Below are 22,713 nucleotides of genomic sequence, written 5' to 3'. Positions count from 1 at the left end.
GCAATGCCCGCGACGGGGGCCTACGCGGCGGTCTGGGTGGCCTGGACGGCCATCCGGGACCAGCGCATCGCGTCCATCACGGTGCCGGTCAGGTCGTCGCCGACGTACGCGGCGGCCACCTCGGCCAGGTCACCGCGCTCGTAGGCGTTCACCACCCGCAGCACCTGACCCAGCGGTCCGGCTCCCCGTTCCAGGGCGGACGCGATGTCGGCGCTCAGCGGCAGCTGGTGGGCCATCGCGGCGGGGGACAGGCCGAGCATGGCCGCCACCGAGGTGATCAGGCCGGCCATGAACGCGGCGTCCGAGGCGGCCCCGAAGGCACCGGCCACGTTCTCGCAGAGCCGGGCCCGGGTCAGCGCCTCGGCCATCTGCACCTCGGTCGCCTCGGCCACGTCGTCGACCACCATGAGCATGGCCCACTGCCGGATGTGCGCGACGCCGAGCATGACGACGGCCTGGCGTACCGAGGAGATCTTGGTGGTGGCCCCGACCGCCGCGGAGTTGCTGGCTCGCAGCACCCGGATGGTCAGCGCCGGGTCACCCGCGATGATCGTCAGGATGCGCTCGAGGTCGGTGTCGGGGGCGGTGAGCGCGCCGAGCAGTTCCAGCCGGCGCAGCCGCGACGGGGTCAGCGAGGTGGCGGTGAGGACCTGCGGGCGGCTCAGCACGTAGCCCTGGCGCAGCTCGAAGCCGTAGCGGTTGCTCAGCGCGAGGTGCTCGGTCGTCTCCAGGCCCTCGGCGACGATCTGGATGTCCGGGTACGCCCGGCAGGCCGCGACGATGTCGTCGAGGTGGGTCAGGTCGCCCTGGAGCAGGTCGAGCTTGACGTACGAGGCCAGGGGCAGCAGCCGCTCGTGCCCGGAGCCGTAGACGAAGTCGTCGAGGGCGATCCGGTAGCCCTGGGTGACCAGGTTGGTGACCCCGGCGACGACCTCGTCGTCCACCGTGACGGTCTCCAGCACCTCCAGCACCACGTGTTCCGGGCCGAAGGGCAGCACCAGCTCACCGGTGAGGAACTCGCGGGTCAGGTTGATGAAGCAGGTCCGGTCGCCGACGACCTCGTCGATGCCGAACTCGGTGAACGTGTTGACGATGACCTGGCTGGTCGCGTACGTGTCGCGGCGGCCGGCCTCGACGGCGTCCATGCTGCCGCGGAACAGCAACTCGTAGGCGACGACGTCGCCGGTCCGGTCGAAGATCGGCTGCCGGCCGACGTGCACGAGCTGTGTGCCCGGCAGGGGGAGCGGCACCGTGGGTTTCACGGCCTGACTGATCGGCCGGCACCGCGGCGGCTTGAGGTTTCCGCCACGGTCATCGCAGCGTGTTCTGATCGTGCACCAGCAGCCACCGCTCGCCGTCACGGGCGAACACCAGGGTGAGCAGGTAGCTCAGCTCGTACGGCTGGCCCTTGCCGTCGAGGTCGTGGTAGTCGGCCGCGAAGATCGCGATGCCGGTGTCGCCGGCCACCACCGTGCGCCGCAGGTCCAGCTCCCAGCTCCAGTCCGGGTCACCGAACCAGTCCCGGTGGAAGGCGGCGAGCTCGTCGTGACCGCTGAGCAGCGTGCCGTTCGGCATGATCAGATTGACGTCCGGATGCACGGTCGCGAGATAACCGTCGAGGTCGCGGCGGGCGATGGCGGCCAGGTGATGATTCACAGCAGCGGGAAAGTCCATGGCGCGCATCATGGCACCGGGCGAGGGACAGCGGCACCGATTTCGGTGTGGCAGGATCTCGGCCCGTGCCACTTCGCCGGATCCTGGTGCTGGTCTTCGCCGTCACGGCCGCCGTGGCGGTGCTGAGCGCCCTCACCGGCTTCACCGGCTGGCTGCCGGACGCGTCCGGCGTGCTGGCGCTGCTGACGGTCGCCCTGTTCTCCGCCCTGTACGTCGCGCAGCCGGTGCCCCGCTGGACCCTGACCGCGGCTGCTGTGGTCCTGGCCGCCGCATCGATCGTGACCCAGCTGCACACCGACCCGATTCCGGCCGGCTTCTCCGAGATCACGACGTTCCACGAGCCGGCGGCCGAAGGCCAGTACGCCGAGGCGGTGCTGCTGGCCATCGCCGTGGCCGCCCTGACCGTGGGGATGGTGGCGCTGCCGCAGTTCCGGCGGCCGGTCTGGCTGACCGCCGCCGCGTGCGTGGTCGCGCTGGTGCCGGTCGCCGTCGTGGCGATGGACGCCGCGGACGAGCGCGACCAGCTGGCGCCGGCCGCTGATCAAGGGGCGCTGTTCCGGCACGTCGCGCCGGGGATGCTGGCGACCGTGCTCGGCGGGCTGTTGCTGGTGCTCGCCGTGTCCCGCGCGGACCGGCGATTCCTGGCACCGGCGGGCGCGCTGCTGGTGCAACTGGCGGCGGCGCACGCGGCGTGGAGCATGTCGGGGTCGTGGTACCTCACGGAGTCGCTGCGGGGTGTCGAGACCAGCTCGGCGTTCCTGGAGCCCGGGCTTCGGACGGATGTGTCCGCCTCGGCCACGGCGAGTGTGGTTGTCGACTTCGAGGTCGGTGCCGCGCTGGCGTTGATGGCGTTGCTGGCCGGGCCGGCGCTGATCGCGGCTGGCGCTGCCCGCACGGCGGGTCACCGGGCCACCGTCGGCGGCCCGGCCTGACCCGATGCCGATGGCGATACCGGTCAGCCTCGCGGGGGCACCGGCAGCGTGCCGAGGGTGAGTGCCTGCACGACGAAGGCGGCGGCGGCCTCCGCGGCGGTCCGCCTGGTGTCGTCGGTCAGTTCGCCGGTGCCCCAGTCGGAGATGCCCTTGACCATGATCCACCCGCTGCGGCGACCGGCTGTGGCCGCGTAGACCCCGGTCAGTTCCATCTCGCCGGCCGATGCCTCCTCGAACTCCCGGCGCAGTTCCGCGCGCAACGTCGCACTGCTGACGAGGGTGTTACCGGACAGGACCGTACCGAAGTGGACCGGTCGCCCGGTCCAGCCGTGTGTCGCCGCCTTGAGCGCCAGCAGCAGTGGCGTGCTCGCCTGGACCCGCTCGCCGCGCCGGACAATGCGTTCGCGGCCGCCCTCGTCGGTGACTTTGCGGTGGTCGACGTTGTGCACGTACTCGGAGACGACGACATCGCCGAGCTCCTGTTTGCCGTTGTCGTGCCGGCGCGACCAGAGCCCGAAGCAGATGCCGGCGAGGATCACGTAGTCGGGCCGTATGGCGGGAATGAGTCGTTCCGCGGTGAGCATCATCGCCGCTGGGGTCACGATGCCCTGGGCGGCCTGGGCGAGCAGCACTTCGGTGCCGTGGTCACCGAGCCGGCCCAGGCGGAAGATCGGATAGCCGACCAGTGTGTCCCGTTCGGCCTGCCGGCCGTTGCCGGCGGCGACCGCGCTGATGATCGCGTCTCGCTCGATGTCGAGCACGGTCAGGACGAGGACGCGGATGCGCCGGTTGATCGTCGCGTCCAGATGGGTGTACGTCCTCTCCTGTCGTTTCTTGAACGTGCTGGCCTGCCGCCGGCCCGCGACCGCGAGGCAGAGCAGGACGACCAGGCCGAGCGGCGGCATCAGCCAGCCGAAAATCCGTGCCTGCGTGGTCGCCGGGGTCAACCCGGCATCATTGAGAACCATCCGATTGATCAGCCACATCATGGCGTCGATCCAGGTCGCCGGCCGGTCGGCGCAGTCCCCCGCGGCGGCGCACGCGGTGGCCTCGGCGTCCGCGGTGAGCAGGCCGATCACACCGACGACCAGCGCCGTACCGGTCAGGAGCACCGGAATGAAGCTGATGGGCCGATGTGCGCCTGGATCCGGTGGCACGAAATCACCGCCGTCGAGCACGACGAGCACGCCAGGCCGGTCGGGGCCCGAACCGGTCGCCGATGGCGCGGCCGCGACAGCGCGCCGAGCCTCCCCGGTCGTGATTCCACGCTCCAGGCACATCAGCGCGTGGGTGCCCTCCGCGACGTCCGGCCGGATGTTGGCCCTGGTCAAGTGCTGCGACCGGTCGAGGGCGGCCCGCAGCAGCCGATCGGCCTTCGCCGGGTCGGCCAGGTGGACCAGGACCACGGTCCAGTGCAGACTGCGGGCGCTGTCGTCGGGCGTGCCCCGCATCCGCTTGAGTGAACGCGGGATAAGCCCGAAGGTCATCTGCGCCAGGATGTACAGCAGCGCGATGCAGACGAGCAGGAGCGCGAGGAGCGGTCCCATCTGCGGAACGAACGCCGTCGGAACGCTGAGAAGCAGCAGCAGGAACGGTGGGACGCCGAACACCAGCTGGTCCCACCAACGATCCAAGCGGCCGGACCAGGTACGTCCGGCATCGCTGCTCGCCCACTCCTTGCCCCGGGCGATCGGCGGCTCGAGCAGAGCGAACTCGTCGGCGGACCGCCACACCAGACGACCGTCACGGGCGGCCCCGTAGAGCACCAGGGCGAGCGGGGGACGGGACCGGTGGATGCCGACGCCGGGCGGGCGCACCACGTCCCTGACCTGCGGCCAGTACGGCGTCGCGCGCACCGCACGGGCTGCTTCCCGGCAAGCGTTCAGGTCGGGTGCGAAGGGCGGGTCGTGCAGGGCTGAGGAGGCCGACACCCGACCATGGTGCCCCGCTCGGTCCAGCGCAACCGCCGTTCACCGAATCGTGTGCGGTGACGCGAGGCGCCGGTGGTCCTTGCCCGGCGATCGTCAGTCCGAGGTCGCCGGCGATGACGTTGGCGAACCCCGCGGCCGCGACGGCTCAGGCGGCGTAGCTGCCGGTGCGCAGGTCGTCGAGCAGCGACGGCCCCTTCGGCGTCCACCCCAGCTCCCGCGCCTTGCTCCCACCCGCCTGCTGGTCGAGCAGCAGCGCATCGGCGAACAACGCCCCCAGCCGCTCCCGCGACGCCTCGACACCCTCGGGCGCCACACCGGCGTCCCCGGCCAGCGCCTCGCCCAGCTCCCGCACGGTCGGGCTCTCACCCGACGCGCCGACCAGGTAGCCGAGGCCTTCGCCGTGTTCGAGGACCGTGCGGTAGAGGGTGGCGATGTCGTCGACGTGCACGGTTGTCCAGTGCTGGCGGCCGTCGCCGATCAGGCGGACGCGGCCCTGGCCGTCGCGGTTCAGGACACCGGCGGGGATGCCGCTGCCGTGGCCGTACACGATCGCGGGGGCGAGGATCGTCGCGGTCAGGCCGGACTCGAGGACGGACTGCTCGACCGGAAGGCGCCACGCGGTCAGCTCCGGCGGGTTCAGCGGGGCCTGCTCGGTGATGTCGGCGTTGTCGCCCCAGATCCAGATGCCGCTGGTGTGCACGTACGGCTTGGTCGTCCCGCCGAGGGCCGTGGTCGCCGCCGCCACGACACCGCGGTCGAGGTCACGGGTGGTGGCGTCGCCGGTGGCGGCGAGGTGCGCGACCGCGTCGGCCGCGGCGAACTGCTCGGTGAGCCATCCGGTGTCGAACAGGTCACCGACGGCGGCCCGCGCACCGAGCGCGGTGGCCTTGGCGGCGCCCGCCTCGTTGCGCACCAGCGCGGTGACGCTGTGCCCGGCGCCGACCAGCTCCGCGATCAGCGCCGACCCGAGATAACCCGTTCCACCCGTTACTACGATCGTCATGACCTCGACGCTAGACCCGGCCGGGCGACCACGGTACGTGACGATCGCCGCGCTCGGACCGGGAACAAAATGCGCCTCAGCCCTCCTGCAGCGCCGCCAGGACCTGCTCGCCGAACTTGTCCAGCTTGCTCTGACCCACGCCGTTCACCGTGGACAGTTCGGCCAGGCTGCCCGGGCGCTGGGTGGCGATCTGCCGCAGCGTGGCGTCGTGGAACACCACGTACGCCGGGACTCCCGCCTCCTTGGCCGCCGCGGCCCGCCAGGCCCGCAGCCGCTCGAACACCGGCGCCGCATCGGGCGGCAGGTCAGCCGCCGGTGCCGCCGCCTTGCCCGTGCGGGCCCGGGGTGCCCGGGCGGCGCGTTCCGGCTCGCGGCGCAGCATGACCTCGCGTTCCTTGCGCAGCACGCTGCCGCTCTCGTCGGTCAGCACCAGCGTGCCGTAGTCGCCCTCGACCGCCAGCAGGCCCTGGGCGAGCAGCTGCCGGACCACGCCGCGCCACTCCGCCTCGCGCAGCTCCGCGCCGATGCCGAACACGCTCAGCTCGTGGTGGCGGAACTGGGTGACCTTCTCCGTGGTCTTGCCGAGCAGGATGTCGATGGACTGGCCGGCGCCGAACTTCTGGCCGCGCTCGCGCTGCAGGCGCAGCACCGTGGAGAGCAGCTTCTGGGCCGGCACCGTGCCGTCCCAGGACTCCGGGGGATTGAGGCAGGTGTCGCAGTTGCCGCAGGCCGCCGCCGTGCTCTGGCCGAAGTAGGCGAGCAGCTGGCCGCGCCGGCACTGCACGGTCTCGCAGAGCGCGAGCATGGCGTCCAGGTGCGCCGCGAGGTTGCGCCGGTGGGTGAAGTCGCCCTCGGACGTCTCGATCATCTTGCGCTGCTGCACCACGTCCTGCAGCCCGTACGCCAGCCACGCGGTGGACGGCAGGCCGTCGCGCCCGGCCCGGCCGGTCTCCTGGTAGTAGCCCTCGACGGACTTGGGCAGGTCGAGGTGGGCGACGAAGCGCACGTCGGGCTTGTCGATGCCCATGCCGAACGCGATGGTGGCCACCATGACCAGGCCGTCCTCGCGCAGGAAGCGGGACTGGTTGGCCGCGCGGACGCGTGAGTCGAGACCGGCGTGATAGGGCAGCGCGGGGATGCCGTTCTGCACCAGGAACTCGGCCGTCTTCTCCACCGAGGCCCGGGACAGGCAGTAGACGATGCCGGCGTCGCCGGGGTGCTCGGTGCGCAGCAGGTCGAGCAGCTGCCGGCGGGGCTCGTTCTTGGCGACGATGCGGTACTGGATGTTGGGGCGGTCGAAGCTGGCGGTGAAGTGCCGGGCGCCGGTCAGGTCGAGCCGCTCGGCGATCTCGGCGTGGGTGGCCGCGGTGGCGGTGGCGGTCAGCGCGATGCGCGGCACGTCGGGCCAGCGCTCGTGCAGCATCGACAGGTTGAGATAGTCGGGGCGGAAGTCGTGGCCCCACTGCGACACGCAGTGCGCCTCGTCGATGGCGAACAGCGAGATCCGGCCGCGGTCCAGCAGCCGCTGGGTGGCCGGGACGCCGAGGCCCTCCGGCGCCACGTAGAGCAGGTCGAGCTCGCCGGCGACGAAGGCCTGCTCCACCCGCCGGCGCTCGGTGAGATCCTGCGTCGAGTTGAGGAAGCCGGCCCGCACGCCCAGCGTGCGCAGCGCGTCGACCTGATCCTGCATGAGGGCGATGAGCGGGGAGATCACCACGGCGACGCCGTCGCGCACCAGCGCGGGGATCTGGTAGCACAGCGACTTGCCGCCGCCGGTGGGCATCAGCACGAGGGCGTCGCCGCCGGCGATGACGTGCTCGATGATCTCGCGCTGCTCGCCGCGGAAGGCGTCGTAGCCGAAGACCCGGTTGAGCACGTCGACGGCGGACCGGGGGATCTCGGGGGCGGAAGTCACCCCGCGATAGTAGTGACTTCCTCCGGAGCGGGCTCGGACCCTGTGGACAACGTGCGGATCGCCGGGCGGGCGAACCGGCTTCTACAGACCCGGCAGGTCCAGGGTATGGGCGGTGTGGGTGGCCTTGGTCGCCAGGTAGCGCAGGTTCGCCGCCGACAGGTGCACCCCGGTCGGGATGCGCTCGGTCACCTCGACCCCGCGTGCCTCCAGCTGAGCCGCCTTGTCCGGGTTGTTGCTCAGCAGCCGGATCCGCCTGGCGCCCAGGGCCAGCAGCATCTGCGCCGCCGCCGTGTAGTCGCGCTCGTCCTCGCCCCGGCCCAGCGCCACGTTCGCCTCGTACGTGTCCAGCCCCGCCTCCTGCAGCGCGTACGCGTCCAGTTTCGCGTACAGGCCGATGCCGCGGCCCTCCTGGCGCAGGTAGAGCAGCAGGCCGCCCGGCTCGGCGATGCGTTCGACGGCCTCGCGCAGTTGCGGGCCGCAGTCGCAGCGCTGGCTGCCGAACACGTCGCCGGTCAGGCATTCGCTGTGCGGGCGGACCAGTGGTGTCGCCTGCACCGCGCTTTCCCAGTCGCCCAGGCCCAGCGCCAGGTGCTCGCGGCCGTCGACCAGGCCGTCGAAGGTCAGGACCCGCGCGGTGGTCGCATACCCGTCCGCGAAGCGCAGCGGGACCGTGACACGCGTCCGTACCGTGGCTGGCGGAATCGTCCCGACGTCGAGCGTTCCCCAGCCGGCCGTCTCGGACATCGGCCCCCCATTTCGTTCGGACAGTTCAGGTTCCCAGATCACGGCTCGTTCAGTCCTGGTAGCGCTCGGACAGGGCGTAGCGCAGCAGCACCACGTCGCCGATCTGCCGGACCTCGGTCAGGTCGGCCCGGCGGTGCGGGCCCCACGGGAAGCTGCCGTCGCCGACGAAGCGCGGTGCCCGGGAGTCGCCGACGAAGAACGGCGCCACCACCAGTTGCAGCTCGTCGGCGAGGCCGGCGGTGAGGAAGCCGGTGTGGATCGTGCCGCCGCCCTCGACCATCAGCCGGCCGACGCCGCGAGCGGACAGGTCACCGACCACCCGGCTCAGGTCGACCGGGTCGCCGCCGTCGATCACCGTGGCCACCTTGCCGATGCGTTCCTCGGCTCCCGGCAGGGCCGGGGTGGCGCAGTAGACCAGCTTGTCGGCGTCGCCGAGGGTGAAGAAGCGGGCCCCCGCGTCGAGGTCGCAGCCGTTGGTCACGGTGACCTTCATCGGGTCCGGCGGCAGCCCGCGGGCGAGCCGGGCGGTGCGGCGGTTCTCGTCGCGGATCAGCAGCCGCGGGTTGTCGACCCGGACCGTGGTGGCGCCGACCAGGATCGCGTCACAACTCGCCCGTACCTCATCGACCCGGTCGAAATCGGCGTCGTTGGAGAGCAGCAGCCGCTCATCACTCGGGCTGTCGACGTAGCCGTCGATCGACATCCCACAGCTGAGCAACACATACGGTCGGTCGAGCACGGACGCTCCTCCTCGGGAGCGACCATCGTCACTCCGGCGTCCACCATAAGTCGAACGGCCGGCGGAGGCCTCCTCAAGCACCGGTGCTGACCAGCTCCCGCACCGGCAGCATGAGCGTCTGCGGCGGCACGACCACCGGCTCGGCCGCCCTGACCACGGCGGCGGCCCGGATCCGCGCCTTCGCCCGGGCACCGGCCAGGGCCCGCGTGACAATGACCACCAGGCCGGGCAGCGCGGCCACGAAGGCGAACAGGCCGTACACCACGGCGATGGTCAGGCCCTGGGTGGCGCTCAGGCCGGCCGCGCCGAACGCCCACGCGGTCACGCCTTCGCGCGGCCCCCAGCCGCCGATGTTCACCGGCAGCGCCATCGACAGCAGCGCGAGCAGCATCAGCGGGGCCAGGCGCAGCAGCGAGGCGTCGGAGCCGGCCGCCCGGGCCGCGACGACGAAGGTGGCCAGGTGGCCGGCCAGCACGATCGTCGAGGCGAGCACGATGCCGGGCCAGTTGCGGCGGGCCAGCAGCCCGGCGCGGACCTCGGTGATCCCGGTCCGCGCGGCCCGGGCCCACCGGGAGGCGCCGCTGCGCAGCCGCCCGACGAAGAAGACCATCAGGGCCGCGAGGCCGAGGGTGGTCGCGGCCGCGACGGCGAGCCCGCGGGCGTTGGTCTGCAGGTGGGACAGAACCGGCGACGGTACGGTCAGCAGCACCGTCACGCCGACCGAGACGAGCACGACCTGACCGGCGGTCCGTTCGAGCACCACGGCCCGTACGCTGCGGCCGACGTCGCCCTCTTCCCGGCCGTGCTGCACCGCCCGGTCCACGTCACCGAGCACGCCGCCCGGCAGCGCCGCGTTGATGAACAGCGCCTTGTAGTAGTCGGCGACGGCGCCGCGCAGCGAGAGCTTCATGCCCAGGCCACGGGCCACCAGGCACCAGCGCCAGGCGGAGAACACCGTGGTCGTGACGCCGATGGAGAACGCAAGAGCCAGCGCCGGGCCGTCGATCACCCGGAGGCCGTCGAGGAAGGCGCCGGTGCCCAGGCGCCAGAGCAACACGGCGAGGATCCCCACCCCGCCGAGTACCCGTACCCACGCCCAGATCGATCGGTTCATGCGACTGCCCCCTCAGGTTCACCCTTACTGGGACTAGTACGTCCCGGCGGCGGCAGGTGGTTCAGTCTTTCTGCGCGAGAAGATCTTGATGCCCTACCGTTACCCGCAGCCGGCCCGCCTCGGCCGCCTCCGTCCGGGCCGCCAGGTAGGCGTCCAGGTCCAGGTCAGGACGCTGGTCGGCGGCCGCGGCGACCCAGCCGCGCAGCCATTCCGCGGCCAGCGCGCCCTGCTCCGGCCCCAGCTGCCACGGGCTCGGCCGTACGCTCACCGACACCCCAGCCTCGGCGAACGCTTCCGCCGCCGCGCCGACCGCCTCGGGACCGAGCAGCCGCCGCTCGCCCACCGAGCGCCGCTGGTGGGCGTTGAACGCCTCGGTGACCTGGGCGTCGAGCGGATCGGCGGGCTCCAGGACCACCTCGCCGACGACGGACAGGGTGAACAGTGCCGGAGTGTCCGACGCCACACAAACCTCGGCCAGTGCGGTCACCTCGTCGGCGGTGAACAGGTCGAGCAACGCCGAGCAGGTGACCAGCGACGTGTCCGCCAGGTCGGCCACCGTCAGATCGGTGACATCACCCTCGGCGGTCTCCACCGTCACCGCGGTGCCGTCGGCTGCGGCCGTCGGCAGGTGGGCGGCGGCGTGGGCGAGCAGCGCGGGGTCGCGGTCCTGCAGCACCCAGCGCTGCGGGCCGGGCAGTTGCGGCGCCAGCCACCGGCCCATCGAGCCGGTGCCGCAGCCGAGGTCACGGATGACCAGCCCACCGGCGGCCGGCAGGCGCAGCGTCGCGATCAGGTCCCGGGCCCGGGCGGCCGCGTCGGCGGGCTCGCGCAGGGTGAGCCAGGTCGAGCTGAACTCTCCGGTCATGGGTGCAGTACCTCGCTCAATCGTCGGGTCGTGAAGTCCCAGCCATGCAGGCCGGCCCGGCGGGCGAGGGCCGCGGCCCGCCGGTCGTGGCGCAGCGCCGGCTCGGTGAGCCAGCGGCGCAGGTCAGCGGCCAGTGCTTGCGGGTCGCCCGGGGGCACGAGCGCCCCGGGCAGGCTGCCGTCCGGGGCGGTGCCCAGCGCCTCCGGCACGCCGGCGACCTCGGTGCCGAGCACGGGTACGCCCCGCGCCAGCGCCTCGGTCACCACCATGCCGTACGTCTCGGCCAGGGACGGCAGCACCAGCAGGTCCGCCTCCGCGTACGTGCGGGCCAGAGCCTCCCCGGTGCGCGTCCCGGCGAACTCGATCCGGCCGGGGGTCGCCGCGGTCAGCTCCCGTACCCGGGTCACGAAGGCCGGCGCCCGGTCCAGGGCGCCGACCAATGTGCAGGTCCAGGACAGGTCGGCGACCAGCTGCAACGCCTCGACCAGCACGTCCTGGGCCTTGCGCGGGGTCACCGCCGCGACGCAGAGCAGCCGGTCGCCGCCGGTGCTGGGCTCCGCGAGCGGTGCCGGGTCGACGCCCGGCGCGGCGACATGCACGCTGCCGGCGGGCAGGTCGTGCAGTGCCTCCAGGCGACGCGCCGCACCCGCACTGGTCGCCACCACCGCGGCGGCGGCACGCAGCGATCGGCGCTCGCGGGCGGTCAGCTCGGCGGCCTCGGCCGGGGAGAGCCCCGTCTCGTCACCGAGCGGCAGGTGCACCAGCACCACCAGCCGGAGCCGGTCCGCCAGCGGCTCCAGCAGCTCCGGCACCGCGCAGCCGACCAGGCCGTCCAGCAGCACCGTCGAGCCGAGCGGCACCTGCTCCAGCGCCCGCGCCAGCACCGAGCGGGCCGCCTCCCCCGGGTACGGCCAGGCCGCCGCGACCGCGATCTCGTGGACGTCGCAGGTCGCGGCCAGCCCGGTCAGCACCCGGCGGTCGTACGTGTTGCCACCGCTCGGGGCGGCCGGGTCGTCGATGCCACCCGGCAGCACCACCTGCAGGGCAGCGGTCACAGGTTCCGCTCGTAGCTCGCCCACGCGATGTGCGACTCGTGCAGGGTGACCGCGATGCCGGTCAGGCCGCGCGCCCCCGCCCCGAGCTCGCCCGACTCCGCCTTGCCGGCCAGCCGGTCCGCGATGACCTTGGCCAGGAACTCCGTCGACGTGTTGACGCCGGCGAACTCCGCCTCGTCGTCGAGGTTGCGGTAGCTGAGCGCGCCGCAGATGGCGTGCAGCTCCTCGCTCGCCCGGCCGATGTCGACGACGATGTTGTCCGCGTCCAGCTCGGGACGCTTGAACGTGGCGTCGACCACGAAGGTCGCGCCGTGCAGCTTCTGGGCCGGTCCGAAGACCTCCCCCGAGAAGCTGTGGGCGATCATGATGTGGTCACGGACGGTGACGCTGAACATTCACTCTCCTGTCGGGTAGGTGATCAGGTGGCACAGTGCGGGCAGCTCCCCGCTGGTCAGTCGCGGCATGACCGCCGGCAGCTCGGCGAACGCCGACTCCCCGGTGAGCAGGGCGTCGAAGATCGGGTCGGCCAGCAGGTCCAGGGCGATCGCCAGCCGGTCGGCGTAACTGCGGCGCCCGCGCCGGGCCGGGGCGATCCCGCCCACCTGGCTGCTCTTGACCACCAGGCGGCGGGAGTGGAAGAACTCGCCGAGCGGGACGCTGACCTCGCGGTCGCCGTACCAGCTGAGCTCGATGACCGTAGCCTCCGCGGCCAGCAGCTCCAGCGCCCGGGTCAGGCCGGCCGAGGTGGCGCTGGCGTGCACGACCAGGTCACAGTCGCCGGTGGCGTCCGCGGGCAGGGCGAAACCGACCCCGAGGGCGGCGGCCAGCGTGGCGCGTTCCGGGTTCGCGTCGACCAGCTGCACCTTGGCGCCGGGGAAGCGGGCCAGCACGGCGGCGACGCTCGCGCCGACCATGCCCGCGCCGACCACGGCGATCCGGTCACCGACCAGCGGCGCGGCGTCCCAGAGCGCGTTGACGGCGGTCTCGACGGTGCCGGCCAGCACGGCGCGGCTCGCCGGCACGCCCTCGGGCACCACGGTCACCGCGTCGACCGGCACCACGTAGCGGGTCTGGTGCGGGTACAGCGCGAAGACCGTGCGGCCCACCAGCTCCGGCGGGCCCTGCTCGACGACGCCGACGTTGAGGTAGCCGTACTTCACCGGGGCCGGGAAATCGCCCTCCTGGAAGGGTGCGCGCATCGCCGCGTGCTGGCTCTCCGGCACGCCGCCGCGGAACACCAGGGTCTCGGTGCCGCGGCTCACGCCGGAGTGCAGAGTGCGGACGAGCACCTCGCCGGGGCCGGGGTGACCGACGCTCACCGGCCGGATCTCTCCCCGGCCGGGCGCGGCGAGCCAGAAGGCGCGGGCCTCACCCGTCATCGGTAATTCTCCTCCGTGCGCTGAACCGAACGCGCGGATCAAGCGTGTTCAGTGACGACAGCGGCAACCATACGCGGCAACGGATCTTGCCCACCCGGAGGCACGGTGACTATCAGTATCGCCACGATGACGGCTCGCGAGAGCCGGGGACCGATCGTCGGCCTGGCCGCTCATCTGATCCTGGTGACGGCCCTCGCCGCCACCGTGGGGGTCAGCCCGGCCGGCTGGCTGGCCGGTACGGCGTACGCCGTGGTCCTGGCCGTGGTCCTCGGCGCGGGTCTGCGCCGCAGCGGGATGCGCGCCCTCGGCCCCGCGAACGCCGTGACCCTGGGCCGCGCGACGCTGGTCGGCGGCGTGACCGCCCTGGTGGTGACCTCTTTCACGGCGCCGGTGCCGTTGCCGGTGCTGGTCACCCTGATCGGGGTGGCGCTGGCTCTGGACGGCGTGGACGGCCAGGTGGCCCGGCGCACCAACTCCACCACGAAGCTGGGCGCCCGCTTCGACATGGAGGTCGACTCGTTCCTGGTCCTGGTGCTGAGCATCGCGGTGGCCGGCACCTTCGGCTGGTGGACGATCGCGATGGGCGCCTTCCGGTACGTCTTCGTCGCCGCCACGTGGGCGTGGCCGTGGCTCAGCGTCCCGCTGCTGCCGAGGTTCTCCCGCAAGGTTGTCGCGGCGGTGCAGGGCGTGGCGCTGGTGGTCGCCACCGCGAGCCTGCTGCCCGAGGCCGTCGCGTTCGTCGTGCTGGCCGCCGCGCTGGCCTCGCTGACCTGGTCCTTCGGCCTCGACGTGCAGTGGCTGTGGCGCGAGGAGAGCCGCCGCCGGCTGAGCGTCGCCCGGGCTCGCGTAGCCCAGCGCCGAGTGGTCCTCTTGCCGGACCCGCGTCGCCGGCCCGCCTCGGTGAACGCCTGAGGCCGGTAGCAGGACCGGTCAGGCGACCCGGGCGATCGCGCCCGGCGGGGGAGCGGGCACCGCGTCCGGGTGCAGGATCGCCGCGATCGCCTCGACGCCGTCGACCAGGCGTGGGCCGGGCCGCACCACCAGAGCGTCACCGTCGATCGCCCAGACCTGAGCTCCCGGGAAGTGCGCCGGGATCCCCGTGGCCTGGGCGGCGGCCCCGTCCAGGTGGAATCCACACGGGGTGACCAGCACGATCTCCGGCTCGTCAGCGGCCAGCTCGGCCCAGGTCGTCTGCACGGACCGGGCCCCCGGCCGGGCCGCGACCGGGTCACCGCCCGCCGCCGTGACCAGGTCGGGCACCCAGTGCCCGGCGGTGAACGGCGGCTCCACCCACTCCACGATCGCCACCCGGGGACGGGCCCGGCCGGCCACCGCTGACGCGACCGCCGCCAGCCGTCCCCGCAGACCCGCGACCAGTGCCTCCGCGCGTGGCAGCACACCCGCCCGGGCGCCGACGGCGAGGAACGTGTCCAGCACCTCGTCCAGCGAGTACGGATCCAGTGACAGCACGTCGGCCCGGCAGCCCAGGTAGTCCAGCGCGTCCGACACGTGGTCGGAGGGCAGCGCGCACACCCGGCACAGGTCCTGGGTCAGGATCAGGTCGGGCGCGAGCTCCGCCAGCGCGTCGGCGTGCAACGTGTACAGATCACCGCCCGCCGCCAGCTGCTCCTTCACGTACGCGTCGATCTCGCCCGGGTCCATGCCGCGGGTGTCGCGGCCGCCGACCACCACCGTCTTCTCCTGCCGGGCGGCCGGTGGCTCGTCGCACTCGAACGTGACGCCGACGAGGTTGTCGCCGAGGCCGAGGGCGTACACGATCTCGGTGGCGGACGGGAGCAGCGAGACCAGGCGCATGGTCATGCAGTGTGCCGCAGGATCTCCTCGATCACGACACCCCACACGGCCTGCGGCGGGAACTCGTGGCCCACGCCGGGCAGCGGCACCAGCCGGGCGTCCGGGATCTCCCGGGCCAGCGCGGCCGGGTGCGCCATCGAGAGCAGCGGGTCCACGGTGCCGTGCATGACCAGCGTGGGGACGCCGACCGTGCCCAGGCGGTCGCGGACCGGCGGGCCGCAGGCGGCCAGCCAGTGATTGCTGTACGCCGCGGCCGGATCAGTGGTGCGGTCGAAGACCCGCTCGGCGAGCTGCCGCAGGTGGAACGCGTCCGCAGTGAACGGCCCGCCCACCGCTGCCACGCACGCGACGAGCTCGTCCACTGCCGCCGCCCGGTCCGACCAGTCGGTCTGCTGTGGCCGCGGCGGCACCGTCCCGGCCGGCACCTCGTCGACCAGGCCCGGCGTGGTCGAGATCAGCGTCAGCGTGCGCAGCCGGGGCGGATCCTCGACGGCCAGACGCTGAGCCAGGCCGCCGCCGAGCGACAGCCCCACGATGTGCGCGCGGGCCACGCCCAGGGCGTCGAGCACCCCGAGCGCGTCCTCGGCCATGTCCACCTGCGAGTACGGCGGCGCCCCGGCCGGGAACGACGTCGACCGGCCGGTGTCGCGGTGGTCGTAGCGGATCACGAAGCGGCCACCGTCGGCCAGCCGACGGCAGAATCCGTCCTCCCACCAGTCCATCGACCGGGCGCCGCCGGCGATCAGCAGCACCGCGGGATCGTCGCGCCGGCCGAACGCCTCGAGGCACAGATCCACCCCGTTCGCCGGCACCATCGTCTCGCCCATGGCCGGAGTATTGCCGCGCAGCCTGACAGTTTCCTGCGCCGCGCTGTCCCCCGAAAGGCTCACGTCGCGGCGCTCCGGGCTCGGAAGATCATCGTGCGTGTCAGGGTCGGGCCGTGCCTCTGCCCGATCTCGCCACTTACACGCCGCACCGCACGGTCACGGACGCCACCTTCGAGGGCGTCGCCGTACCGGGCCTGCGGGCCGAGTTCTTCCACCGCGCCGAGGGTGAACGGGTGGCCTCGGCCGGCCGCTACTCGCTGGGCGGCCGTGACCTGCTGCTGGCCTGGGGCTGGACCGACGAGCCGGACTGCCGGTTCTCGTCCGTCCACGACCCCGACGGGTTCTGGCATCCGGAGACCGCGGGCTGCCCGGTGGTGGAGATCCTGCGCGACGGCGCGGCGCCGGACGCCCCGGTGACCGGGCTGGCGCTGCGCACCCCGGCCGGTCAGTGGATCACCGCCGACCGCGCGCCGGCCCGCGCCCGCTGACAGCCGGTCAGCGGAACACTCGCGAGACGAGATCACAGGCGGCCGGCAGGCACGTGCTCCAGTAACCGAAGTTGTGCCGGCCGCCGGAGTACGAACCGGCAGCCCTGGGCCGGGGCAGGGCCCGTTCCAGCGCCCGTACGTCGGCGAGCAGGCCGTCGTCGGTGCCGCACCAGAGCCCGACCGGCACCCCGCGCAACGCGGCCGCGCCGGCGAAGACCTCGTCACCGGGAGAGACCGCCGGCGAGAACGCGGCCACGGCCCGCACGAAGCCGGGAAAGGTCTGGGCCAGCAGCAGGGCGCCGTACCCGCCCATGGACCAGCCGCACACCGCCAGCCGGTCGGTGGCGAAACCGCGTTCGGCGCACCAGGCCGGGATCTCCTCGTGCACCATCCGCTGCGGGTCGTCGGCCCCGGACGGTCGCCAGGAGAGCCGGCCCCCGGTCGCCCCGGCCAGCACGAACGGAGCGTTGCCCCGCTGGACCGAGTCGGAGGCGAACCGGCCCAGCCCGAGCGCGGGGAAGTCGGCGGCGGTCTTCGAAGCGCCGTGCAGGACCAGCAGCACCGGCAGGCCGCGGCCGTCGCCGTACCCGGCCGGCACGGCGGTGTAGAAGTCGACCGTCCGGCCGCGGGCGGCCGATCGCCGCTGCTCCATCCGCTCGTCGCCGAGCGGGGCCCCGGGGATCACCGGTACGGCGGAGCCACTCCGCTGATACCAGCCACTGACGGCCGCGACACCCGCCGCCGCGCCGGCCCCGGCCAGCAGGGTCCGCCTTCTCACCCGATCTCCATTGCCCCTTCAACGGCGTTCGCGGCAGCGAGGTGACGGCGGCTCAGGCAGCGCCGGGCCGGACCACGGTGGCCTGGGCCACGATGCGCCGGATCAGTTCGCCCGCCGGTTCGACGTCGCGGACGAGCTCCACCGCCTGCCCGGCGTACAGGGCCATGTCCGCGAGCTCACCGGTCATGCCGGGCAGGGGCATCAGGTCCTCGTACCGGTGATGGGCGCGGCCGGTGCTGTCGACCGCGACGACGTCACCCTCGCCGGGGCGGTCCGGGCCGGCGGGTGACCCGGCCTGCTCCCAGCGGCTCACGGTCGCGTTCCGCAGCGCGCGGTGCGGCGCGCCGGGCCATCCGTCGTCGAAGCAGTGGGTGTGGACGGTGTCCTCGGCGCCTGCCTCGACGAGGTGCCGGCGGTAGACCTCGTGGCTGCGGGCCTCCGCGGACGCCAGGAAGCGGGTGCCAAGCCACGCGCCCTGCGCGCCCAGGGCGAGAGCGGCGGCGAGACCCCGTCCGTCGCTGATCCCGCCCGCGGCCAGGACCGGGACCGGGCCGATCGCGTCCACGACGGCCGGCACCAGGACCAGGGTGGTCGTCGTGCCCCGGATGTGGCCGCCGGCCTCCCAGCCCTGAGCCACGACGACGTCGACGCCGCAGCCGGCGGCGTGCACGGCCTCCGCGACGCTGCCGACGGTGTGCATGTGCACCGCCCCGGACGCCCGGATCGGCCCGCTGACCGGCCCGGGGTCGCCCCAGAAGGTGGAGATCACCGGTACGCCCTCGGTCAGGCACGTGTCCAGCGTGTCGGCCACCGGGAAGTCGAGCACCAGGTTCGCCCCGAACGGGCGAGACGTCAGCCGGCGGACCCGGCGGATGTCGTCGCGGGCCTGCTCGGCCCCTCGCCAGGTCACCGCCAGCATGCCCAGCCCGCCCGCGTCCGCCACCGCCGCGGCCAGTTCCGGGCATGCCGCGGAGCCGATGGGCGCCTGCACGATCGGCACGTCAATGCCCAGCCGCTCGCACAGCGGTGTGCGTATCCCCTCGGTCATGACCTGATCCCCGCTTCGGATTCCGAATCATCCCACCACGCGTTACCGTATCGGAAACAGAAGCACTTGGGGAGAGGTGGGAACGCGATGACGGTGCCGAGACCGGGACTGCCGGTACGCGGATCGAGCACCGGGCGTCCGCTGATGGCGGCGCTCGACCTGTTCGGCCGGCGCTGGAGCCTGCGCATCGTGTGGGAGCTGCGGCACGGTGCGCTCGGCTTCCGGGCGTTGCAGCAGCGCTGCGACGACATGTCCTCCAGCGTGCTGCGGCAACGGCTGTCCGAGCTGGTCGAGGCCCGGATCGTCGCGCAGGAGGCCGACACCGCGTACGCGCTCACCGAGCTGGGCCTGGCCGCGTACAAGGCGCTGCGGCCGCTGGTCCGGTGGGCGGACGACTGGGCGACCGCCCTCGAGGACGGCGCCCCGTGACCAGGATCGCCCCCGTGGAACCCCCGTACGCGCCGGAGGTGGCGGCCCAGCTGGAGTCGATGATGCCGGCCGGGGTGCCGCCGATCGGGCTGTTCCGCACCCTCGCGCGCAACCTGCCGATGACGGCCGCGATGAGCGGGTGGGGCCGTTACGAGCTGGGACCGCGGCTGTCGCTGTCCATGCGGGAGCGGGAGATCGCCATCGTGCGGACCTGCGCGCGGTGCCGCTGCGAGTACGAGTGGGGCGTGCACCTGAAGTTCTTCGCCGAACGCGTCGGGCTCACCGGAGACCAGATCCGCTCATTGACGGCCGGGTCCGCCGATGACCCGTGCTGGACGGTGGCGGGTGAGCGGGCGGTGATCCGGGTCGTCGACGCGCTGTGCGACACCGGCGACGTCGGCGACGAGTTGTGGGCGGCGGCGCGGGAGGTGCTGACCGAGCCCCAGCTGCTCGACCTGCTGCTGCTCTGCGGCTGGTACCACGCGATCAGCTTCACCGCCCGAGCCGTCCGGGTCGCGCTGGAGCCGGGCGCTCCCCGCTTCGCGGACGTCGCCGCTCCCTGAGGCTCACGGGTGCCAGTCGGCGTAGCGGGCCATCGACCGCAGCGCCAGGCGCGGCGGCGTCCAGCGGATCGCGGTGTTGCGCGCGGCGACCAGCAGCGGCTGGGTGAGCTGCTGGCCGAAGCGCCCGATCCGGTACGAGGCCCGGGCGACCGACTGCGACCGGGGCCGCCGCCGCGCGTCGTAGTCGGCCAGTCCCTCGGCGAGCGGCCGGCCCGGCGGGCACGAGGCGCCGAGGACCACCGCGTCCTCGATGGCCTGGGCCGCACCCTGGCCGAGGTTCGGCGTCATGGCGTGGGCGGCGTCACCGAGCAGGGCCACGGTGCCGCGCACGTAGGTCGGCAACGGTGCCGGCAGGTGCCGCAGATCGTGGTGCAGGACGGTCGTCGTAGCGTCCAGCAGCGCCGGCACGGGGTCGTGCCAGCCGCCGACGATGTCCCGGACGACCGCCTTCTCGTCCTCGGACCGGGTGCCCGGCGAGGCGTTGGTGGCCGCGAACCAGTAGACCCGGCCGTCGCCGAGCGGCACGATGCCGAACTCGGTGCCCGGGCCCCAGGTGATGGCGACCGTGAGCTCGCCCGTCCACGGTTCGTCGGTGACGCCGCGCCACGCCGTCGTCCCGACGTATCGCGGCAGGGCGGCGTCCGGCCAGAGCTGGCGGCGTACGGCGCTGTCGATGCCGTCGGCGCCGATGATCAGGTCGGCCTCGAAGCGGCCGGCCGAGGAGAGCACCGCGCCCGGCTCGACGCTGCTCACCGCGGCGTTCGTGACCAGTGCGGATTCGGGCAGGGCGGCGAGCAGGATGCGGTGCAGGGTGGCGCGGTGGATGCCGAGAGCACCCGTCCCGAGGGCCGACTCCAGGTCGGCGGCGTTGATGCGGGCCAGCCAGCGGCCGTCCGGCGTACGGGTGCCGCCCGGCGCGTCGACCCGGCCCTGGGCGCGTACCTCGTCGCCCACGCCCAGGGCGTCGAGCCCGGCCAGCGCGTTGGCCATCAGCGTGATGCCGGCGCCGACGGCTCCGATCCGCGGCGCGCGTTCCAGCACGGTCACGTCCCACCCGGTCCGGCGCAGCGCCAGGGCCGCGCACAGGCCCCCGATCCCGCCACCGACGATGACAGCCTTCATGTCGTGCCACCCTTCTACATCTGTAGAAAGCCATACTACGCAGTCGTGGCCACCACCTCACCCGAGCGCTTCGCCGCTCTCACCGACGCGGCGATCGCGCTGATCGCCGAGCTGGGCATGCGAGGCCTGACCCATCGCGCCGTCGACGCCCGGGCCGGGCTGCCGGCCGGGACCGCCTCGGCCTACCTGCGTACGCGTAAAGCGCTGGTCGAGGCAGTCGTGCAGCGCATCGCCGACCTGGACACCGCGGACCTGGCCGCCCGTGAGGTGCCCACCGGAGCCGTCGACGCGGCCCCGGACCTCGACGCGCTCGCCGCGAGCATCGCCGCACTGCTCGACGACTGGCTGACCACCGGCCGCACGCGCACCCTGGCCCGGTACGCCTGCCTGCTGGAAGCCACCCATCACCCCGAACTGCGGCCGATCCTGGCGTACGGGGTGGCCATGCGGGCCCAGGCGCAGGCGCTGCTGACCGCGGCCGGGGCGCCCGACGCCGAGCAGCGCGGCAGTCACCTGGTGGCCGCCGTCGACGGGCTGCTCTTCGACCGGCTGGCCGGTGCGGGCTCGCTCGCCGCGCCCCCACCCGGCACGCCGCAGAACCGGGCGGACCTGACCGCGGCCGTACGTGGCCTGCTCCGCGCCGCGGTTGTTCAGAGTGATTACGCTTAGTTGATCATCTGACCGACAACGGTGGCTAGACTACGGGCTGTTACATCGCCTAGAGTGGTCCGGTCGGCAGCTGCTGACGTACTGAGCAGGAGATAACCGTGCATTTGAGCGAAGTCGCCATGGCCGCGGCTATCACCATGAGTATCGCCGGCGTTTCTTACGCTGCGTTGAACACCGATCGGATCCGCAGTACCGCCGAGACCGTGGCGGGCCAGGCCTCGTGCCGGACCGTCGACCAGGCCATCCTCGGATACGTGGCGCAGCACGGCACCGCGCCCACCACGATCAAGCAGATCGAGCCCTGGGCGAAGGGCGACATCTCGGCGTACCGGATCGTCAAGGGCCGGGCCGCCGGACCCGGCTGCTGAATCAGGGTTGCGGGTCGGCCTGGATCTCGACCCGGTGGCGGAGATACTCGTCGTCGGAGGTCCGGGCGATCTCCAGCGCCCGGGTCACGAGATCCTGCAGCTCCGCCGGGTGCGACGCGCGTCGCAGTGACAGGTTCGGCAGGATGCATCGGCGCAGATCGAGGTCGTCCTCGTCGACGAAGCGGCGCAGGGCGGCTTTCGCCGTGCGCCGGCTCAGCTCCCGGTAGCTGTCGCGTTCGGCGGCGCTCTCCGGGGTCAGGATCCTGGTGCCGGGCTGGTAACGCAGGCCGATGGACGTCCAATACATGGCGCGGATGGCGCCGGCCGCGTCGGCGACGGTGCCGTCCTCCAGGTATTCGGTCAGGGCCACCCGGACCCGGCGCCGGCCGTACGCGTCGAGGGCGGGCCGGATCAGCTGACTGACGTGGCTCGGGTCCGGCTCGTGCACCGCGGCCAGCATCAGCGGCTCGAACCACTCGTCGGGCCCGGGGCCCGCCTCGGCGCGGGCCTTGATGGTTTTGCCGACGACCCGGCGGGCGCGGTGCCGCCACAGCCGGCGTTCGGCCGGCTCGTCCGACCACAGTGGAGGCTCGGCGCCGGTGAGCCGCAGCAGCTCCCGCAGCAGGACCTCGTAGGCGGCGGAACGATCGACGGTCCGGCCCGGCAGCGGCTGGAACTCCCTGGGTGGCTCCTCCGTCGGCACGCCCGGCAGCGTAACCGAGCGGCGCGGCCGTCGAGGGATCCGTAGGCTGCCGGCATGGACCTCGACGTCGAACCGGCATACTTCGCTTTCCCCGGCCCGCTGCGCGACCAGCTCGTCGGCGCGATCCTGACCGGCGCCAAGACCTCGACCTCCGGCCTGGTCGCCGACTACGAGCACCACAACGAGCCGCTGCCGCAGGTCGGCGAACGGTCGGTGGTGATGGACTCGCAGGACCGGCCGGTCGCGGTCATCGAGACGACCGAGGTCCGGGTCGTGCGGCTGGGCGACGTCGACCTGCAGCACGCGATCGACGAGGGTGAGGGCTTCGAGTCGGTGGCCGCGTGGCGCGCGGACCACGAGGACTTCTGGCACAGCGCCGAGGCCCGCGCGGACCTGGACGACCCGGCCTTCACCGTGGACGATGACACCCTGATGGTCGCCAAGCGCTTCCGCCTGGTCGAGATCCTCCCGCCACCGCCCGCCTGAGCCTCACCTCCAGCGGGCGGCCGGCTTGCGGATCGGACAGAAACGTCGGCCGAACAGTTCTTACGC

At 73.1% G+C, this 22,713-nt stretch carries 26 protein-coding genes; 8 read left to right on the top strand and 18 right to left on the bottom strand.

The features are described 5' to 3' along the window. Positions 1-20: 20 nt before the first annotated feature. Together ACQP2Y_RS26715 and ACQP2Y_RS26710 are read right to left on the bottom strand one after the other, a co-directional pair. Entirely contained in the window at positions 21-1,250 is a 1,230-nt protein-coding gene (locus tag ACQP2Y_RS26715; protein ID WP_433717775.1) for an EAL and HDOD domain-containing protein, read from the bottom strand. A gap of 61 nt (positions 1,251-1,311) precedes the next feature. Then, complete coding sequence (locus ACQP2Y_RS26710; RefSeq protein ID WP_433717774.1) at positions 1,312-1,674, bottom strand: YybH family protein; 363 nt, start codon at positions 1,672-1,674, stop codon at positions 1,312-1,314. A gap of 65 nt (positions 1,675-1,739) precedes the next feature. On the opposite strand from ACQP2Y_RS26710, the gene ACQP2Y_RS26705 reads away from it, so the two are divergent. Next, positions 1,740-2,606 (top strand): hypothetical protein, encoded by an 867-nt coding sequence (locus ACQP2Y_RS26705; RefSeq protein ID WP_433717773.1) that lies wholly within the window; start codon positions 1,740-1,742, stop codon positions 2,604-2,606. Positions 2,607-2,629: 23 nt separating this feature from the next. Here ACQP2Y_RS26705 and ACQP2Y_RS26700 read toward each other — a convergent pair whose 3' ends face one another. The 10 genes from ACQP2Y_RS26700 to ACQP2Y_RS26655 form a co-directional block, all read right to left on the bottom strand. Further along, positions 2,630-4,537, bottom strand: coding sequence for a hypothetical protein (locus ACQP2Y_RS26700; RefSeq protein ID WP_433717772.1), 1,908 nt, complete (start codon positions 4,535-4,537; stop codon positions 2,630-2,632). A 145-nt stretch (positions 4,538-4,682) separates the two neighbouring features. Then, on the bottom strand, positions 4,683-5,540 hold the full coding sequence (locus ACQP2Y_RS26695; protein ID WP_433717771.1) for an NAD-dependent epimerase/dehydratase family protein: 858 nt from the start codon (positions 5,538-5,540) through the stop codon (positions 4,683-4,685). Positions 5,541-5,616: 76 nt separating this feature from the next. Then, a complete protein-coding gene (gene recQ, locus ACQP2Y_RS26690; protein ID WP_433717770.1) occupies positions 5,617-7,455 on the bottom strand; it encodes a DNA helicase RecQ in 1,839 nt (612 codons plus the stop codon). An 81-nt stretch (positions 7,456-7,536) separates the two neighbouring features. Then, positions 7,537-8,199, bottom strand: a complete 663-nt coding sequence (locus ACQP2Y_RS26685) for a GTP cyclohydrolase II (RefSeq protein WP_433717769.1) — start codon at positions 8,197-8,199, stop codon at positions 7,537-7,539. Positions 8,200-8,248: 49 nt separating this feature from the next. Further along, complete coding sequence (locus tag ACQP2Y_RS26680; RefSeq protein ID WP_433717768.1) at positions 8,249-8,938, bottom strand: RibD family protein; 690 nt, start codon at positions 8,936-8,938, stop codon at positions 8,249-8,251. Between the two features lie 73 nt (positions 8,939-9,011). Continuing rightward, the gene (locus ACQP2Y_RS26675; protein ID WP_433717767.1) at positions 9,012-10,052 is read right to left on the bottom strand and encodes a lysylphosphatidylglycerol synthase transmembrane domain-containing protein; all 1,041 of its coding nucleotides are present in this window, start codon (positions 10,050-10,052) and stop codon (positions 9,012-9,014) included. A 61-nt stretch (positions 10,053-10,113) separates the two neighbouring features. Beyond that, positions 10,114-10,917, bottom strand: a complete 804-nt coding sequence (locus ACQP2Y_RS26670; protein ID WP_433717766.1) for a methyltransferase domain-containing protein — start codon at positions 10,915-10,917, stop codon at positions 10,114-10,116. After that, a complete protein-coding gene (locus ACQP2Y_RS26665; RefSeq protein WP_433717765.1) occupies positions 10,914-11,972 on the bottom strand; it encodes a glycosyltransferase family 4 protein in 1,059 nt (352 codons plus the stop codon). Before ACQP2Y_RS26665 ends, ACQP2Y_RS26670 begins: the two co-directional genes overlap by 4 nt. Beyond that, on the bottom strand, positions 11,969-12,367 hold the full coding sequence (locus ACQP2Y_RS26660) for a 6-pyruvoyl trahydropterin synthase family protein (protein WP_433717764.1): 399 nt from the start codon (positions 12,365-12,367) through the stop codon (positions 11,969-11,971). The genes ACQP2Y_RS26665 and ACQP2Y_RS26660 overlap by 4 nt, the downstream gene beginning before the upstream one ends. After that, positions 12,368-13,351 carry a zinc-dependent alcohol dehydrogenase gene (locus tag ACQP2Y_RS26655; protein WP_433717763.1) on the bottom strand — a complete coding sequence of 328 codons (984 nt, stop codon included), beginning with the start codon at positions 13,349-13,351 and terminating at the stop codon, positions 12,368-12,370. It lies immediately after the preceding gene. Between the two features lie 105 nt (positions 13,352-13,456). On the opposite strand from ACQP2Y_RS26655, the gene ACQP2Y_RS26650 reads away from it, so the two are divergent. Further along, positions 13,457-14,263 (top strand): CDP-alcohol phosphatidyltransferase family protein, encoded by an 807-nt coding sequence (locus ACQP2Y_RS26650; RefSeq protein ID WP_433717762.1) that lies wholly within the window; start codon positions 13,457-13,459, stop codon positions 14,261-14,263. 18 nt (positions 14,264-14,281) lie between these two features. Here ACQP2Y_RS26650 and ACQP2Y_RS26645 read toward each other — a convergent pair whose 3' ends face one another. Further along, positions 14,282-15,172: an ABC transporter substrate-binding protein gene (locus ACQP2Y_RS26645; RefSeq protein WP_433717761.1), complete on the bottom strand. Its 891-nt coding sequence runs from the start codon at positions 15,170-15,172 to the stop codon at positions 14,282-14,284. Further along, positions 15,169-15,993, bottom strand: coding sequence for an alpha/beta fold hydrolase (locus tag ACQP2Y_RS26640; RefSeq protein WP_433717760.1), 825 nt, complete (start codon positions 15,991-15,993; stop codon positions 15,169-15,171). Before ACQP2Y_RS26640 ends, ACQP2Y_RS26645 begins: the two co-directional genes overlap by 4 nt. Before the next feature lie 113 nt (positions 15,994-16,106). On the opposite strand from ACQP2Y_RS26640, the gene ACQP2Y_RS26635 reads away from it, so the two are divergent. After that, positions 16,107-16,481 (top strand): hypothetical protein, encoded by a 375-nt coding sequence (locus ACQP2Y_RS26635; protein WP_433717759.1) that lies wholly within the window; start codon positions 16,107-16,109, stop codon positions 16,479-16,481. A gap of 7 nt (positions 16,482-16,488) precedes the next feature. Here the strand turns inward: ACQP2Y_RS26635 and ACQP2Y_RS26630 are convergent, their stop codons facing one another. Next, complete coding sequence (locus ACQP2Y_RS26630) at positions 16,489-17,259, bottom strand: alpha/beta hydrolase (RefSeq protein WP_433717758.1); 771 nt, start codon at positions 17,257-17,259, stop codon at positions 16,489-16,491. Between the two features lie 52 nt (positions 17,260-17,311). Next, positions 17,312-18,307: an NAD(P)H-dependent flavin oxidoreductase gene (locus ACQP2Y_RS26625; protein ID WP_433717757.1), complete on the bottom strand. Its 996-nt coding sequence runs from the start codon at positions 18,305-18,307 to the stop codon at positions 17,312-17,314. 87 nt (positions 18,308-18,394) lie between these two features. Here ACQP2Y_RS26625 and ACQP2Y_RS26620 point away from each other — a divergent pair, with 87 nt between their 5' ends. Together ACQP2Y_RS26620 and ACQP2Y_RS26615 are read left to right on the top strand one after the other, a co-directional pair. Then, positions 18,395-18,736: a winged helix-turn-helix transcriptional regulator gene (locus ACQP2Y_RS26620; RefSeq protein ID WP_433717756.1), complete on the top strand. Its 342-nt coding sequence runs from the start codon at positions 18,395-18,397 to the stop codon at positions 18,734-18,736. A 14-nt stretch (positions 18,737-18,750) separates the two neighbouring features. Beyond that, positions 18,751-19,299, top strand: a complete 549-nt coding sequence (locus ACQP2Y_RS26615; RefSeq protein ID WP_433717755.1) for a carboxymuconolactone decarboxylase family protein — start codon at positions 18,751-18,753, stop codon at positions 19,297-19,299. A 3-nt stretch (positions 19,300-19,302) separates the two neighbouring features. Here ACQP2Y_RS26615 and ACQP2Y_RS26610 read toward each other — a convergent pair whose 3' ends face one another. Then, on the bottom strand, positions 19,303-20,421 hold the full coding sequence (locus tag ACQP2Y_RS26610; RefSeq protein ID WP_433717754.1) for an FAD-dependent oxidoreductase: 1,119 nt from the start codon (positions 20,419-20,421) through the stop codon (positions 19,303-19,305). 45 nt (positions 20,422-20,466) lie between these two features. Here ACQP2Y_RS26610 and ACQP2Y_RS26605 point away from each other — a divergent pair, with 45 nt between their 5' ends. Both ACQP2Y_RS26605 and ACQP2Y_RS26600 read left to right on the top strand, forming a co-directional pair. Further along, positions 20,467-21,090 carry a TetR/AcrR family transcriptional regulator gene (locus ACQP2Y_RS26605; RefSeq protein WP_433717753.1) on the top strand — a complete coding sequence of 208 codons (624 nt, stop codon included), beginning with the start codon at positions 20,467-20,469 and terminating at the stop codon, positions 21,088-21,090. A gap of 167 nt (positions 21,091-21,257) precedes the next feature. Beyond that, positions 21,258-21,458, top strand: a complete 201-nt coding sequence (locus tag ACQP2Y_RS26600; protein ID WP_433717752.1) for a hypothetical protein — start codon at positions 21,258-21,260, stop codon at positions 21,456-21,458. A gap of 1 nt (position 21,459) precedes the next feature. Here ACQP2Y_RS26600 and ACQP2Y_RS26595 read toward each other — a convergent pair whose 3' ends face one another. Further along, on the bottom strand, positions 21,460-22,161 hold the full coding sequence (locus tag ACQP2Y_RS26595) for a hypothetical protein (RefSeq protein WP_433717751.1): 702 nt from the start codon (positions 22,159-22,161) through the stop codon (positions 21,460-21,462). Between the two features lie 54 nt (positions 22,162-22,215). Between ACQP2Y_RS26595 and ACQP2Y_RS26590 the strand changes: the two genes are divergently transcribed. Beyond that, positions 22,216-22,647, top strand: coding sequence for an ASCH domain-containing protein (locus ACQP2Y_RS26590; protein WP_433717750.1), 432 nt, complete (start codon positions 22,216-22,218; stop codon positions 22,645-22,647). The last annotated feature ends 66 nt before the right edge of the window (positions 22,648-22,713 follow it).

It is taken from the genome of Actinoplanes sp. CA-051413 (genome assembly GCF_050955795.1).
In the GTDB taxonomy this organism is placed as follows: domain Bacteria; phylum Actinomycetota; class Actinomycetes; order Mycobacteriales; family Micromonosporaceae; genus Actinoplanes.
Note: the sequence above shows the minus strand (reverse complement) of the source record. Positions and strands in the feature narration are given on the sequence as shown.